Here is a 14,701-nt window from a genome sequence, read left to right on the forward strand (position 1 = left end):
GCCGAGTCCTCCCTCGCCACCGAGGCGGCCGACCTGGAGCTGGAGACGGCCCGCCGCCGCGCCGCCGAGTCCGGGGACCCCGCGTCCCTGAGCATGCTCGGCGCCCTGCTGCTGCGCCGCGGCGACCTCGACGGCGCCGAGCGCCATCTGCGCGCCGCCACCGCCGAGGGCGACCGCTCCGCCGCCAACAACCTGGGCGTCCTGCTGCACCAGCGCGGCTACGCCGACGAGGCCGCCAGCTGGTGGCGCGTGGCCGCCGTCGCCGGCTCCGCCCCGGCCGCCCACGCCCTGGGCCGCTACCACCGCGAGCGCGGCGACGAGCCCGCCGCCGAGTACTGGCTGCGGCAGTCCGCCGAGTCCGGGCACGCGCTGGGCGCGTACGCCCTCGCGGACCTGCTGGAGCACCGCAGCGACGTGGGCGCGGAGCGCTGGTTCCGCTCCGCCGCCGAGCGCGGCCACCGCGAGGCCGCGTACCGGCTGGCGCGGATACTCGACGGCCGGGCGCCGCGGGCCGCCCAGGACGTGGCGAACAGCCTGGCCGCCGGCCTCGGCCCGCCCACCGGCACCCGCCATGTGGGCGCCGGCGGCGGTGACACCTCCGTGCGCGAGCTGCGCGCCGCGGCCGCGGGCGGCCGCCGCCAGGACGGCCCCGCCGGCGAGGCCGAGCAGTGGTACCGGCAGGCCGCCGCCCGCGGTCACCGCCGTGCCGCCCTCCACCTGGGCACCCTGCTGGAGGGGCGCGGCGAGACCCAGGAGGCCGCGCGCTGGTACCTCACCTCCGCCAAGGACGGCGAGCCGCGCGCCGCCTGCGCCCTGGGCTTCCTGCTGCGCGACGCCGGGGACAGCGACAGCGCCGCCATCTGGTGGCGCCGCGCGGCCCAGGAGGGCGACGGCAACGCCGCCAACGCCCTCGGCGCCCTCCACGCCGACCGGGGCGAGTCCCAGCAGGCCGAGCGCTGGTACCGCGCGGCGCTGGACGCGGGCGACATCAACGGCGCGTACAACCTCGGCCTGCTCTGCGCCGAGCAGGGCCGCACCGCCCAGGCCGAGCAGTGGTACCGCCGTGCCGCCTACGCCGGGCACAAGGAGGCCGCCAACGCGCTCGCCGTCCTGCTGCTCCAGCACGGCGACTCGGCCGGCGCCGAGCCGTGGTTCTCCAAGGCCGCCGAGGCCGGCAGCGTGGACGCCGCCTTCAACCTGGGCATCCTCTACACCGGCCGCGACGAGGAGCACCTGGCGTTCCAGTGGTACGAGCGCGCCGCGGCCGCCGGGCACACGGACGCGGCGCTCCAGGTCGCCATGGCCCTGCTGCGGGACGGCGGCGCCGAGGACGCCTACGAGGCGGAGCGTCATCTGCGGATCGCCGTCAGGGGCGGCAACGCCGAGGCGGCGTTCCGGCTGGGCGCCCTGCTCGACCGGGACGACGAGACCCGGGGCGAGTGCGAGGAGTGGTACGAGCGCGCCGCCCGGCAGGGCCACCGGCGGGCCCAGGTGCGCCTGGGCATGCTGGTCGCCGAGCGGGGCGACGCGGCCGCCGCCGCCCACTGGTACCGGGAGGCCGCCCAGGCCGGCAGCCGCAACGGCGCCTTCAACCTCGGGCTGCTGCTGGCCCGGGAGGGCCGTGAGCAGGAGGCCGCGCTGTGGTGGGCCCGGGCCGCCGAAGCCGGGCACGGCCGGGCCGCGCTGCGGCTCGCCCTGCTCGCGGCGCGGCGGGGCGATCTCGCCGAGGGGCGGCTGTGGTGCGCTCAGGCGGTCGAGCTGGGTCCGGCGGAGGTCGCCGAGCGCGCGGCCCGGCTGCGGGACGCGCTCCAGCAGGAGCTCAGCGCGTAGGCGGGCGCCCGGTGGCCGCACCACGACGTAAGCGGGCTCGTAAGGGCGTTTGCTTCGGCGGTCACGAACGGGTTAGAGTAAGTGCATCGACGCGGGGTGGAGCAGCTCGGTAGCTCGCTGGGCTCATAACCCAGAGGTCGCAGGTTCAAATCCTGTCCCCGCTACTGATACGAAAGGCCCGGATCCATGGGATCCGGGCCTTTCGTCATGCCGTGGCGCAGTTCGGGCAGATGCCGCGGTAGGTCACCTCGACGGCGGAGACCTGGAAGCCGAAGCGCTCCTCGGCCGGGAGGTCGCCCAGCAGGTCGCCGGAGGGGTGGACGTCGCGGATCGTGCCGCACCGGGAGCACACCAGGTGCTGGTGGGCGTGGTGCGCGTTGGGGTCGTAGCGCTTGGCGCGGCCGTCCGTGCTCACCTCGAGGACCTCGCCCAGGGAGACCAGCTCACCGAGCGTGTTGTACACCGTGGCGCGCGAGATCTCCGGCAGCAGATCGGCGGCCTTGGCGTGCACCTCGTCGGCGGTGTAGTGCACGTGGTCCCCATCGAGCACTTCGGCGACGACGCGTCGCTGCGCGGTCAGCCGCCAGCCGCGCCCCCGGAGCCGTTCCAGCAGGTCACTCATGCCATTCACCTATCAGTCAGATAGAACCAGCGTAGCAGCGGGCCTTGTCCACCACTGGATCCCATATTTATGTTGTCCGCATCTTGACTTAGACAAAGTCCAATGTAGGATCGATCTCGGCTCAGGCCAAGAGGCAGACGATCTGATGACGGAGGCGTACGTGTCGACGAACGGCGAGGCGGCAACGGCGACGGGCCCGCTGACCACGGAGTCCGGTGCTCCGGTCGCGGACAACCAGAACAGCGAGAGCGCGGGTGCCGGCGGCCCCATGCTGATCCAGGACCAGCTGCTGCTGGAGAAGCTCGCGCACTTCAACCGCGAGCGGATCCCGGAGCGCGTGGTGCACGCCCGGGGCGCCGGTGCCTATGGCACCTTCACCGTCACCGCCGACGTCACCCGCTGGACCCGCGCGAAGTTCCTCTCCCGGGTGGGCAAGCAGACCGAGACCTTCCTGCGGTTCTCGACGGTCGCCGGCAACCTCGGCGCGGCGGACGCGGTCCGCGACCCCCGGGGCTTCGCGCTGAAGTTCTACACCGAGGAGGGCAACTACGACCTCGTCGGCAACAACACCCCGGTCTTCTTCATCAAGGACGCCATCAAGTTCCCGGACTTCATCCACACCCAGAAGCGCGACCCGTACACCGGCTCGCAGGAGGCGGACAACGTCTGGGACTTCTGGGGCCTGTCGCCCGAGGCCACCCACCAGGTGACCTGGCTCTTCGGCGACCGCGGCATCCCCGCCTCGTACCGCCACATGAACGGCTACGGCTCGCACACCTACCAGTGGAGCAACGAGGCCGGCGAGGTCTTCTGGGTCAAGTACCACTTCAAGACCGACCAGGGCATCAAGAGCCTCACCCAGGACGAGGCCAACAAGCTCGCGGGCGAGGACCCCGACAGCCACCAGCGCGATCTGCGCGAGTCCATCGAGCGCGGCGACTTCCCGGCCTGGACCGTCCAGGTGCAGATCATGCCGGCGGACGAGGCGGCGAACTACCGCTTCAACCCGTTCGACCTGACCAAGGTCTGGCCGCACGAGGACTACCCGCCGATCGAGATCGGCAAGCTGGAGCTCAACCGCAACCCCGAGAACATCTTCGCCGAGGTCGAGCAGTCGATCTTCTCGCCGGCGCACTTCGTGCCGGGTATCGGCCCGTCCCCCGACAAGATGCTCCAGGGCCGGCTCTTCGCCTACGGCGACGCCCACCGCTACCGCGTCGGCGTCAACGCCGACCACCTGCCGGTGAACCGCCCGCACGCCACCGAGGCGCGCACCCACTCCCGTGACGGCTTCCTCTACGACGGCCGCCACAAGGGCGCGAAGAACTACGAGCCGAACAGCTTCGGCGGCCCCTTCCAGACGGACCGGCCGCTGTGGCAGCCGGTGCCCGTCGCCGGGGCCACCGGCAACCACGTCGCTCCCTCGCACGCCGAGGACAACGACTTCGTCCAGGCGGGCAACCTCTACCGCCTGATGTCGGAGGCCGAGAAGGAGCGCCTGATCGCCAATCTCGCCGGCTTCATCGCCAAGGTGTCGCGCGACGACATCGCCGAGCGCGCGATCAACAACTTCCGCCAGGCGGACCCCGACTACGGCAAGCGGTTGGAGGCCGCCGTCCAGGCCCTGCGCGGCTGACGACCCTGGACGCTTGCCGTACAAACCGAAGAGGCCGGACGCCAAGGGGCTCCGGCCTCTTCGGCCTGCTCCCGGCCTCTTCCGCCTCCGCTCGCGCGGCGACCGCTCAGGCGGTGATCACTCACGCGATGGCCGCCGCCGGCTGCGCGCGCCGGCGCGCGGGCAGCCAGCAGCGGATGATGTCGCGCACCGAGACCACCCCCACCGCCTCACTGCGGTCGAGGACGATCAGGTGCCGGAACTCGCCGCGCGCCATCGCGGCCGCCGCCTCCTCCAGGGTCCACTCGGGGGTGGCGAAGACGACGTCCGTGGTGGTGTGGCCGTGGGCGGTCTCGCGGTCGGGATCCTGGCCCGCCCCGACCGCGTCGAGTATGTCGCGCTCGGTGAGGATCCCGAGCCCGTAGGTGTCGGGGTCGAGGACGACCGCCGCGCCCACCCTGCGGGCGGACATCAGACGGGCGGCCTGGCGGAGGGTGTGCGCGGGGCCGATGGTGAGGACCACCGTGCTCATGGCGTCGCGGACGAGCATGGCCGTAGCCACCTCCTTGGTGGACTGCGATGCGTTCCCGGAACCGTGAACTCCAGCAGGAAACACCGGTCTTCACAAGTTCACAAACCGGGGAGGCTGTCATCGTCACACACCGTCAAGAGCGCGAACAAGGCCTGAAGGTGGATGATTTTTGCCAGATTTTTACGACGGCCTTGTGGGTTTAAGACGGTCCGGAGCGCCTACCGCCGCAGGTAGCTCAGCATCTCGTCGTGGAGCAGCCCGTTCGACGCCGCCGCGTTGCCGCTGTGCGGCCCCGGACGCCCGTCCAGCCCCGTGAAGCGGCCGCCGGCCTCCTCGACGATGACGACGTTCGCCGCCATGTCCCACAGCGACAGCTCCGGCTCGGCACAGATGTCCACCGACCCCTCGGCGACCATCATGTACGGCCAGAAGTCGCCGTAGCCCCGCGTCCGCCAGCAGGCGCGCGTCAGCTCCAGGAAGCCCGGCAGCATCCCGCGCTCCTCCCAGCCGCTCAGCGAGGAGTAGGCGAACGACGCGTCCTCCATCCGGCCCACCCGGGAGACCTGGAGCCGCTGGGCCGACGTCAGGCTGCGCCCGGTGTAGGCGCCCGCCCCCTTCGCCGCCCACCAGCGCCGGCCCAGCGCCGGCGCCGACACCAGACCCACCACCGGCTCGTAACCGATCTCGCCCTGATACTCCGTCTGCACCATCAGGGAGATCAGCGTCGCCCAGACCGGCACCCCGCGCACATAGTTCTTGGTGCCGTCGATCGGGTCGATCACCCAGCGGCGCGGGCCCGAGCCCACGCTGCCGAACTCCTCGCCCATCACCGCGTCACGCGGCCGGGCGCGATGGAGCTGGCCCCGGATCAGCTCCTCGGCGGCCTTGTCCGCCTCGCTCACCGGGGTCATGTCCGGTTTGGTCTCGACCTTGAGGTCGAGGGCCTTGAACCGGTCCATGGTGGCCGCGTCGGCGGCGTCCGCCAGGACATGGGCCAGACGCAGATCATCGTGGTAATCGGACATGCCACGCACACTACCCGTGGCCACGGCCGGGGCGTGCGCGGCACGACCTGTGAAGGCTCTTGACACCGTCTGGCGGCGCGTCAATTCTGTGCCCTGGCCATCCACTGTCGTGCGGCCGAACGGCCGGGGAGGCGACCATGCCCGCGGCACGAGAGCTCTTGCTGGACGCGGCCTTCACGGCGCTCGGCACCCGGCCCTGGCACGGGGTCCGGATGGTCGACGTCGCGGCCGCCGCCGGGGTCTCCCGGCAGACCCTCTACAACGAGTTCGGCAGCAAGGACGGCCTCGCGCGCGCCCTGGTGCGCCGGGAGGCCGAGACGTTCCTCGGCGGGGTGGAGCACGCCCTCGCCACCGCCCGGGACGCCGTTGACGCCGCCGCCGCCGCCGCCGGCGCCGCCGCCGGCGACCGCTGCGCCGCCGCGGCCCTGTGGACGCTCCGGACGGCACGGGTGAACCCCTTCGTCCGCGCCGCGCTCACCGGCTGCCGCGGCGACCGGCTGCCGCCCGCCGCCGCGCCGTCCGTGCCGGCGCCCCGCGCCGGGCGCGAGGCGCGCTCGCCCAGGGGCGCGCTCTCACCGGGCGCCCTGGTCGAACGGATCCGCGACAGCGTGGCCGGTGCCGTGGGCGCCGACGCGCCCGGCCTGCCCCCCGACGCCGTCCTGCGCGCCTGCGAGGCGGCGGTCCGGCTGACCCTCTCGTACGTCGTCGCCCCGGCCCCCTCGGACGAGGAGGTCGCGGCGGAGGTCGCCGGGCTGGTCCGGGCGCTGCTGGCCGAGCGGTGAGGACGGGCCCGGGCCGGGCTCAGTGCGAGGAGCCGGACAGCTGGAGCCCGATCACCCCGACGATCACCAGGGAGATGGAGACGATCTTGAGGGTGGAGACCAGGTCGTCCAGGAAGACCATGCCGTAGATCGCCGTCCCGGCCGCGCCGATGCCCGTCCACACCGCGTAGGCCGGGCCCACGTCCAGCTTCTTCAGCGAGAGCGTCAGCAGGCCGAAGCTGCCGAGGGCGAAGGCCGCGAACGCGATCGTGGGCCACAGCCGGGTGAAACCGTGCGAGAGCTTGAGACAGACGGCGAAGCCGGTTTCCAGGATTCCGGCGACGACGACCAGCAGCCACGCCATCAGATTGCCTCCCGTTCCGCGGACCCCGTGCGCACCGGTGCTGTGGATGTCCTTGCATGCCCTTGCCGCTGGAGGTCACTCGCAAACGTGGGCGATCGCGAACGCGGTCGGTCAGTCGCCCTCGCGGCGCTCCCGGGTCGCCAGCAGCCGCCGCAGGGAGTACAGGCGCTGGGGGTCGGCGTGACCGTCGGCCACCCACTGGTCCAGCGCGCAGTCCTGCTCGTCGTGGCTGCACGCGCGGGGGCAGCCCTCGGTGCCGGGCTCCAGGTCCGGGAAGGCGTGGATGACCCGCGAGGGGTCCACGTGGTGGAGCCCGAAGGACCGTACGCCCGGGGTGTCGATCACCCAGCCGGAACCGTCGGGCAGCGGCAGGGCCAGCGCCGAGGTGGTGGTGTGCCGGCCCCGGCCGGTGACCCGGTTGACATGGCCGGTGGCCCGCTGCCGGTCCGGTACGAGCGCGTTGACGAGTGTCGTCTTGCCGACGCCGGAGTGCCCGACGAACGCGGTGACGCGCCCCGCGAGCCGCTCACGGACCCGGTCGGCGGCGTCCCCGTTCGACAGCTCCTCGCGGTTGGTCACCACATAGGGCACGCCCAGCGAGCCGTAGGACTCCATCAGCGTCTCGGCGGACGCCAGGTCCGACTTGGTGAGCACCAGCAGCGGCTCCAGCCCGGCGTCGTACGCCGCCACCAGACAGCGGTCGATCAGGCGCGGGCGCGGCTCGGGGTCGGCCAGGGCGGTGACGATCGCCAGCTGGTCGGCGTTGGCGACGACCACGCGCTCGTACGGGTCGTCGTCGTCGGCCGTCCGGCGCAGCACGGAGCTGCGCTCCTCGACGCGCACGATCCGGGCGAGGGTGTCCTTGGCGCCGCTGAGGTCGCCGACGACCGCGACCCGGTCCCCGACGACGGCGCTCTTGCGGCCCAGCTCGCGGGCCTTCATCGCGGTGATCGTCCGGTCGTCGACCAGGACGGTCAGCCGGCCGCGGTCGACGGTGAGCACGAGGCCCTCGGCGGCGTCCTCGTGCTTGGGCCGGATGCTGGTGCGAGGGCGGTTGCCCTTGCGGTTGGGGCGGACGCGGACGTCGTCCTCGTCGGTGTGCTTCCCGTAGCGGCGCATGGTGCTTCCAGGTCTCTTCAGCTTCTCGGCGCCGTCGTCGCCCCCGCGACGGAGCCGAGCATCCCGGTCCACAGTGCCGGGAAGTCGGGCAGGGTCTTGGCGGTGGTGGCCACGTTCTCCACCTGGACGCCTTCGACGGCGAGGCCGATGACGGCGGCGGCGGTGGCCAGCCGGTGGTCCTCGTAGGTGTGGAAGACGCCGCCGTGCAGCGGGCGCGGGCGGATCCGCAGGCCGTCCTCGGTCTCGGTGACGTCGCCGCCGAGCTCGTTGATCTCCTTGGCCAGGGCGGCGAGACGGTCGGTCTCGTGCAGTCGCAGATGGGCGATGCCCCGCAGGACGGACTCGGAGTCGGCCAGCGCGGCCACCGCCGCGATCACCGGGGTGAGCTCGCCGACGTCGTGGAGGTCGGCGTCGATGCCGGTGATCCGGCCGGTGCCGGTGAAGGTCAGGCCGGTGTCGGTGAGCTCGCAGCGGCCGCCCATGGCGGTGAAGATCTCCCGGAGGGAGTCGCCCGGCTGAGTGGTGCGCTCGGGCCAGTCCGGGATGGTGACCCGGCCGCCGGTGATCAGGGCGGCGGCCAGGAACGGCGCGGCGTTGGACAGGTCCGGCTCGACGACCAGGTCACGGCCGAGGAGGGCGCTGGGGGAGACCCGCCAGACGTCCGGCTCGCCGCCGGACTCCGGGGTGTCCACCTGGGCGCCCGCGGCACGCAGCATGTCCACGGTCATCCGGATGTGCGGCAGCGACGGCAGGGTCGCGCCCACGTGCCGGACCTCGACGCCCTGGTTGAAGCGCGGGCCCGACAGCAGCAGCGCGCTGACGAACTGCGAGGAGGAGGAGGCGTCGATCTCCACCGGGCCGCCGTCCAGGGCGCCGGCGCCGTGCACGGTCAGCGGCAGGGCGCCGCGGTCGTTGTCGTCGATACGGGCGCCCAGCGCGCGCAGCGCGTCGATCACGCCGTGCAGGGGGCGCTCGTAGCTGCGGGGGTCGCCGTCGAAGCGGATCGGGCCGTCGGCGAGGGCCGCGACGGGCGGCAGGAAGCGCATGACCGTGCCGGCGTTGCCCACCAGGACCTCGGCCGGGCCGTGCAGCCGGGCGGGGATCACCCGCCAGGCCTCGCCGGTGCCGTCCGGGCCGACGCCTTCCTCGATGCCGACGCCCATGGCGCGCAGCGCGTCGGCCATCAGGACGGTGTCGCGCGAGCGCAGCGGGCGGCGCACCCAGCCGGGCTCGGCGGCGAGGGCCGCCAGCACCAGGGCACGGTTGGTGACCGACTTCGATCCGGGCACGGTGACGGTCGCGTCGACGGCCCCGTTCGCGACGGGGGCGGGCCAGAGGTCGGTGTGCACGGGGCTCTCGGTCATGCCCTCACCTTAGTGGTTCGCCGCCGGTCACCGTCCGAGCAGCCAGCGGCCTCCCCCGGTCAGGGAGCACAGGGACACGACGTGGAAGAGGCCCAGCCACACCACCGGGGGGACGTTCGTCAGCCGTGCCAGCTGGTCCGCGTCCGAGTCCGGGGCGCCGCCGTGCCGGCGCTTGCGCTGGAGCTCGAAGGCCGGCCGCACGCCGCCCAGCAGCAGGAACCACACCACCCCGTAGGCGAACGCCGCCTGCACCTGCGGCCCGGCCAGCCAGGACACCAGGACGAACGCCGCCCCCGCGAGGATCACCGTCAGCGCGCCGTAGGCGTTGCGGATCATCACCAGCATCGCGGCCAGCAGCGCCGCCGCGCCCCACAGCAGCGCGGTGATGTGCCCGGCCGCCAGCAGGGCGGCCCCGGCCAGGCCCAGCAGGGAGGGGGCCGTGTAGCCGGCCGCCGCGGTCAGGATCATGCCGAGCCCGGTGGGCCGGCCCCGGGAGACGGTCAGTCCCGAGGTGTCGGAGTGCAGCCGGATGCCGTCCAGGCGGCGCCCGCTGAGTAGGGCGACGAGCGCGTGGCCGCCCTCGTGGGCGATGGTGATCGCGTTGCGGGTGACGCGCCAGACCCCGTAGGGGGTGACGGCGGCGAGGGCTATGACGCCGGTGGCGAGAACCAGCCAGAGCGAGGGGTGGGGCTGGGTGCCGATGACGCGGTTCCACAGGTCGGTGGCGGTGGTGCTGCTGTCCATCTGTGAGCCGCTCCTAGCGTCTTCGTGGCAGTGTGGCACCCATGTGCGGGCGATATGCGGCGAGCCGGCGGCCGGAGGACCTGGCCGGGCTCTTCGAGGTGGAGAAGTGGGTACCGGAGGAGACGCTGGCTCCGGACTGGAACGTGGCGCCGACGAAGAGCGTGTACGCGGTGCTCGAACGTCCTCTGAAAGACGCAGCGGACCGCCGTCCGGTTCGCCAGCTCCGGGCGCTGCGGTGGGGGCTGGTGCCGTCGTGGGCGAAGACGCCCGAGGGCGCGGCGAAGATGATCAACGCCCGGGCGGAGACGGTCCATGAGAAGCCGTCCTTCCGGCGGGCCTTCGAGTCCCGGCGCTGTCTGCTCCCGGCGGACGGCTACTACGAGTGGGTCACCGGCGCGCAGGAGCGCGAACTGGAGGAGAAGGGGCGCCGCAAGCGCGCCCGCAAGCAGCCGTACTTCGTCACGCCCGTCGACGGCTCGGTGATGGCGATGGCCGGGGTGTACGAGTTCTGGCGCGACCCGACGCTGCCGCCGGACCATCCGCAGGCGTGGTGGGCGACCTGCTCGGTGATAACCACCGAGGCGGAAACGGAGCCTTTCGCCATGGCGGTGCCCTCCGTTTCCGCCGGGGAGGGGGCTGCCGAGCCCGGCCCCCGGTCGCTGGCGGAGATCCATCCGCGGATGCCGCTGGCGCTCACCCCCGACCGGTGGGATGCCTGGCTGGATCCCGCCCGTACGGACCCGGAGGCGCTGCGCGCGCTGCTGGCGCCCCCGCCTCCCGGGCTCTTCCGGGCGTACCCGGTCGCCACGGCGGTCAGCGACGTCCGCAACAACGGACCCGAGCTGCTGACCGAGCTGGCGGCGCCGGAGGAGTCGACGCTGTTCTGAAGACGCTGTTCCGAAGTTCTGAAGACGCCGTTCCGAAGGGTCCGGGCGGCAGGATGGACCCGTGACGACAAAGATCGCTGAGACCGCGCAGGACGTGCCGACCCCCGCCGGGGACGCCCGTGTCCACTGGTACCTCGCGCCGGACGCCCGTCTCGTGCTCGCCCTGGGCCACGGCGCGGGCGGGGGAGTGGAGGCCCGCGACCTCCAGGCGCTCGCCGCCGCCCTGCCCCTGGACGGGGTGACCGTGGCCCTCGTCGAGCAGCCCTGGCGGGTGGCCGGCAAGAAGGTGGCCCCGGCCCCCAAGGCGCTGGACGAGGCGTGGCGGGCGCTGTGGCCCGCGCTCACCGCCCCCGGGCTGCCCGTCGTGGCCGGCGGCCGCAGCGCCGGGGCCCGCGTGGCGTGCCGGACGGCCGCGGAGCTGGGCGCGGCGGCCGTGCTCGCGCTGAGCTTCCCGCTGCACCCGCCGGGCAGGCCGGAGAGGTCCCGGGCCGACGAGCTGACCGGCGCGGGCCTTCCCACGCTCGTGGTGCAGGGCGCCCGCGACCCCTTCGGCCGGCCGGAGGAGTTCCCGCCGGGCACCGAGCCGGTGGCGGTGCCGGCCGGGGACCACGGCTTCGCGGTGCCCAAGAAGGCGGACATCACCCAGACGGACGCCCTGGCCGTGATCACCGATGCCGTGGGCATGTGGCTCAAGGCGATCTGAGGGGTTTCCGGGGCTCCTGAGGAACTTCCTGAGAAGTTTCCTACCGCCGGGAATGATCCACGAGGGCGTGCTGTTGTCCGGTCTGTAGTCAGGTACCGGCACAGACGAAGGAATGGGAGCTCCCCGCATGGGTTCGATCGCATGCCCGTCCCGCCCGCACACGGCCGACCCGGGATGGGCGGTCATGAGCATGGCGGATCCGGCCGTGGCTGGAGCGGCGGGCGGACCGGATCGTCGTCTATTCTCCGATTCGAGCGGGTCCGGCAAGGGCGGCGCCATGGTGTTGGAGGAGGTGGGTCCGGTCACTGGGACCGACGCGGAGAACACCGCGAGCGGGCGGGACGCCGAGACCGCGGCGGAGCGCAACGCGCGCTTCGAACGCGACGCCCTGACCTTCCTCGACCAGATGTACTCGGCCGCGCTGCGCATGACGCGCAACGCCGCCGACGCCGAGGACCTGGTGCAGGAGACGTACGCCAAGGCCTACGCGTCCTTCCATCAGTTCCGTGACGGCACCAATCTCAAGGCCTGGCTGTACCGCATCCTGACCAACACGTTCATCAACTCCTACCGCAAGAAGCAGCGCGAGCCCCTGCGCAGCGCGTCGGAGGAGATCGAGGACTGGCAGCTCGCGCGCGCCGAGTCGCACATGTCGACGGGGCTGCGCTCCGCCGAGTCCCAGGCGCTCGACCACCTCCCGGACTCCGATGTCAAGGAGGCCCTCCAGGCCATTCCGGAGGAGTTCCGCATCGCGGTCTACCTGGCGGACGTCGAGGGCTTTGCGTACAAGGAGATCGCGGACATCATGGGTACCCCCATCGGCACGGTGATGTCCCGGCTGCACCGCGGCCGTCGTCAGCTGCGCGGCATGCTGGAGGACTACGCCCGTGAGCGCGGACTGGTCCCGGCCGGTGCCGCCCCCGCGCCGAACGGGGCCGACGCGTCGCACAACCGGAAAGGGTCGGACTCATGAGCTGCGGAGACCCGCACGAGACGGACTGCTCTGAAGTCCTCGACCATCTCTACGAGTTCCTCGACCACGAGATGCCCGACGGCAAGTGCGCCGAGTTCGAGGTGCACATCGACGAGTGCTCGCCCTGCCTGGAGAAGTACGGCCTGGAGCAGGCCGTGAAGAAGCTCGTCAAGCGCTGCTGCGGCCACGACGACGTGCCGGCCGACCTCCGCTCGAAGGTCATGGGCCGGATCGAGCTGATCCGCGCCGGGCAGGCCGTGCCGGACCAGGACGTGGTCGCCGAGGCGCGGGCGGCCGAGGCCGCGGAGGCCGCCGGGCGGCAGGACTGACCACCGGTCCGGCGTCGGCAGTAGGCCGACGCCGTTGATCCAAACCACCGCACCCGGGAACGTCACCCGAACGGACGGCGCAATACCGACAGGGCGGTTTTCACGGCTCGGCTGAGCCTATTCTCCCCATCCAGACGCCAGGTCCGAGGGTCGGGGAGGACGCGCCATGGGGGCACTTCCGGCGGCGGCTCGCGCGTATGTCGCGGGGGCCGCGCTCACCGCCGCGCTGTGCGCCGTGCCCGCCGTACGGGGCGCCTCGGCCGTGCCCTGGGGCGCGGTCGCGCTCCTCGCGGGCCTCTGCGTCGTCTCCGAGCGCCTGCCGCGCTGCCCGCTGACCGTGCCCGTGCTGCTCGCCGGGGCCTTTCTGCTGCCGCCCGGGGCCGCCGGGCTGGTGGCCGTGCCCGGCGCGCTCCTGGGACGGGTCGGCCGGCGGCCCGTGTGGGTACGGCGGCTGTGGCACGCGGCGCAGTTCTCCCTCGCCGCGGGCGCGGCCTCCCACGTCCACGAACTGGGCACCCCGGCGGCCGTCCCGGCGGCGCACGCCTTCCCGTACGCCCTGCTGCCCGCGCTCGCCGCGGCGCTGACGTTCTCCTTGGTCGTCACCGTGCTCGACGGCGGCGTCCTGGTCGCCGCCGAGGGCCGCTCCCCGCGCGCGGCCTGGGGCGCGCCGCTGCCGGGGGCGCTGGTGCCGCCGCTGCTCCACGGGCCGACGGGCCTGATGACGGCCCTCCTGTGGCACAGCGCGTACGGGCCCGTGGCGGCCCTGCTGGTGCTGCTGCCCATGTCCGTCTCCTCCTGGGTGCTGGACCGCTGCCGCCGTGAGCGCGCGGCGCACCAGGCGACGGTCCGGGCGCTGGTCCAGGCCGTCGACCTCAAGGACCGCTACACGCGCGGCCACAGCGAGCGCGTCGGGCGCGCGTCCGTGCTGATCGCCCGGGAGCTGGGCATCGCCGGCGACCGCCTGGAGGCCGTCCGCTTCGCCGGCACCCTCCACGACGTCGGCAAGCTCGGCGTCCCCACCCGGCTGCTCCGCAAGGACGGCCCGCTCACCGCGGAGGAGCGCCGCGTGATGGAGCTCCACCCCGAGTACGGGCACGAGATGGTGCGCGGCATCGGCTTCCTCGACGAGGCGCGTGAGGCGATCCTCCACCACCACGAGCGGCTGGACGGCAGAGGCTATCCCTACGGTCTGATAGGGCATCAGATCCCGGAGTTCGCCCGGGTGGTGGCCGTCGCGGACGCCTTCGACGCGATGACCTCCACCCGCAGCTACAGCCGCGCCCGTCCCGTCCCGGTGGCCCTGGCCGAGCTCCACCGCTGCTCGGGCTCCCAGTTCGACCCCCGCATGGTCGCCGCCCTCTCCCGCGCCCTCGACCGCCACGGCTGGCGCCCCGCGGGCCCGCAGGAACGCTCCTCGGAAGACGCCATTCCGCCCAGCCGAAACGTCCCTGTTGATCACCGTTCGCCGGCGGGTTCGCCTGCGGGTTCGCCTGCGGCGGGCTTCGCGCACCCGGGTGGCCCGGCATGACCGCGGTCGGCCCCCCGGCCCGGAGGCCGCGTCCGACACCCCCCGCGGAGGGGTCCGCACCGGGGGCGCGCCGGGCGGGCGCGTCGGCGCCCGCCGCCCGGGACGGGCGCGCGGCGCGGGGCCTGCCGGGGGCGGGGCAGACACCGGGACCGCCCGCGCCCGGCGGCGCGTCGGCGCCCGGCGGCCAGGACGGTCACCCAGCACGGGCGCTGCCGCATGCGCGGCAGGTGACCGGCCCCGCGCCCGGGTCCGTCCGGGGCGGGCACCCGGCCGCTCCCGAGGGCGGCAGCGCGCCGCCTACCGGC

The 14,701-nt window shown here is 73.6% G+C and carries 15 protein-coding genes and 1 tRNA gene; 9 read left to right on the forward strand and 7 right to left on the reverse strand.

What is annotated here, in order from left to right:
• Together K6I33_RS19205 and K6I33_RS19210 are read left to right on the forward strand one after the other, a co-directional pair.
• On the forward strand, positions 1-1,830 hold a 1,830-nt coding region (locus K6I33_RS19205), incomplete at its 5' end, for a tetratricopeptide repeat protein (RefSeq protein WP_229354048.1).
• A gap of 90 nt (positions 1,831-1,920) precedes the next feature.
• Positions 1,921-1,994, forward strand: a tRNA-Met gene (locus K6I33_RS19210).
• A 41-nt stretch (positions 1,995-2,035) separates the two neighbouring features.
• Here the strand turns inward: K6I33_RS19210 and K6I33_RS19215 are convergent.
• Positions 2,036-2,452: a Fur family transcriptional regulator gene (locus tag K6I33_RS19215; protein ID WP_229354050.1), complete on the reverse strand. Its 417-nt coding sequence runs from the start codon at positions 2,450-2,452 to the stop codon at positions 2,036-2,038.
• Between the two features lie 145 nt (positions 2,453-2,597).
• Between K6I33_RS19215 and K6I33_RS19220 the strand changes: the two genes are divergently transcribed.
• On the forward strand, positions 2,598-4,088 hold the full coding sequence (locus tag K6I33_RS19220) for a catalase (RefSeq protein WP_229354051.1): 1,491 nt from the start codon (positions 2,598-2,600) through the stop codon (positions 4,086-4,088).
• Positions 4,089-4,209: 121 nt separating this feature from the next.
• Here K6I33_RS19220 and K6I33_RS19225 read toward each other — a convergent pair whose 3' ends face one another.
• Both K6I33_RS19225 and hisN read right to left on the reverse strand, forming a co-directional pair.
• Positions 4,210-4,617 (reverse strand): cyclic nucleotide-binding/CBS domain-containing protein, encoded by a 408-nt coding sequence (locus tag K6I33_RS19225; RefSeq protein WP_229354077.1) that lies wholly within the window; start codon positions 4,615-4,617, stop codon positions 4,210-4,212.
• Between the two features lie 200 nt (positions 4,618-4,817).
• The gene (gene hisN, locus K6I33_RS19230) at positions 4,818-5,624 is read right to left on the reverse strand and encodes a histidinol-phosphatase (RefSeq protein WP_229354053.1); all 807 of its coding nucleotides are present in this window, start codon (positions 5,622-5,624) and stop codon (positions 4,818-4,820) included.
• A gap of 137 nt (positions 5,625-5,761) precedes the next feature.
• On the opposite strand from hisN, the gene K6I33_RS19235 reads away from it, so the two are divergent.
• On the forward strand, positions 5,762-6,406 hold the full coding sequence (locus tag K6I33_RS19235; RefSeq protein WP_229354054.1) for a TetR family transcriptional regulator: 645 nt from the start codon (positions 5,762-5,764) through the stop codon (positions 6,404-6,406).
• Positions 6,407-6,425: 19 nt separating this feature from the next.
• Here K6I33_RS19235 and K6I33_RS19240 read toward each other — a convergent pair whose 3' ends face one another.
• From K6I33_RS19240 to K6I33_RS19255, 4 genes are all read right to left on the reverse strand, one after another.
• Positions 6,426-6,749 carry a multidrug efflux SMR transporter gene (locus K6I33_RS19240; protein ID WP_229354055.1) on the reverse strand — a complete coding sequence of 108 codons (324 nt, stop codon included), beginning with the start codon at positions 6,747-6,749 and terminating at the stop codon, positions 6,426-6,428.
• 111 nt (positions 6,750-6,860) lie between these two features.
• Complete coding sequence (gene rsgA / locus K6I33_RS19245; RefSeq protein WP_229354060.1) at positions 6,861-7,868, reverse strand: ribosome small subunit-dependent GTPase A; 1,008 nt, start codon at positions 7,866-7,868, stop codon at positions 6,861-6,863.
• A 17-nt stretch (positions 7,869-7,885) separates the two neighbouring features.
• Positions 7,886-9,232 (reverse strand): 3-phosphoshikimate 1-carboxyvinyltransferase, encoded by a 1,347-nt coding sequence (aroA, locus tag K6I33_RS19250; RefSeq protein ID WP_229354064.1) that lies wholly within the window; start codon positions 9,230-9,232, stop codon positions 7,886-7,888.
• A 27-nt stretch (positions 9,233-9,259) separates the two neighbouring features.
• A complete protein-coding gene (locus K6I33_RS19255; protein WP_229354066.1) occupies positions 9,260-9,976 on the reverse strand; it encodes a M50 family metallopeptidase in 717 nt (238 codons plus the stop codon).
• Between the two features lie 41 nt (positions 9,977-10,017).
• Here K6I33_RS19255 and K6I33_RS19260 point away from each other — a divergent pair, with 41 nt between their 5' ends.
• The 5 genes from K6I33_RS19260 (at position 10,018) to K6I33_RS19280 (ending at position 14,396) form a co-directional block, all read left to right on the forward strand.
• Positions 10,018-10,863, forward strand: coding sequence for an SOS response-associated peptidase (locus K6I33_RS19260; protein ID WP_229354068.1), 846 nt, complete (start codon positions 10,018-10,020; stop codon positions 10,861-10,863).
• A gap of 61 nt (positions 10,864-10,924) precedes the next feature.
• Entirely contained in the window at positions 10,925-11,566 is a 642-nt protein-coding gene (locus tag K6I33_RS19265; protein ID WP_229354069.1) for an alpha/beta family hydrolase, read from the forward strand.
• A gap of 292 nt (positions 11,567-11,858) precedes the next feature.
• Positions 11,859-12,539, forward strand: a complete 681-nt coding sequence (locus tag K6I33_RS19270; protein WP_374285192.1) for a sigma-70 family RNA polymerase sigma factor — start codon at positions 11,859-11,861, stop codon at positions 12,537-12,539.
• Complete coding sequence (gene rsrA, locus K6I33_RS19275; RefSeq protein ID WP_229354073.1) at positions 12,536-12,868, forward strand: mycothiol system anti-sigma-R factor; 333 nt, start codon at positions 12,536-12,538, stop codon at positions 12,866-12,868. The genes K6I33_RS19270 and rsrA overlap by 4 nt, the downstream gene beginning before the upstream one ends.
• A 166-nt stretch (positions 12,869-13,034) precedes the next feature.
• Entirely contained in the window at positions 13,035-14,396 is a 1,362-nt protein-coding gene (locus K6I33_RS19280; protein WP_229354074.1) for an HD-GYP domain-containing protein, read from the forward strand.
• The last annotated feature ends 305 nt before the right edge of the window (positions 14,397-14,701 follow it).

Origin of the sequence: Streptomyces sp. UNOB3_S3, from assembly GCF_020740895.1 — a bacterium.
Lineage (GTDB): Bacteria > Actinomycetota > Actinomycetes > Streptomycetales > Streptomycetaceae > Streptomyces.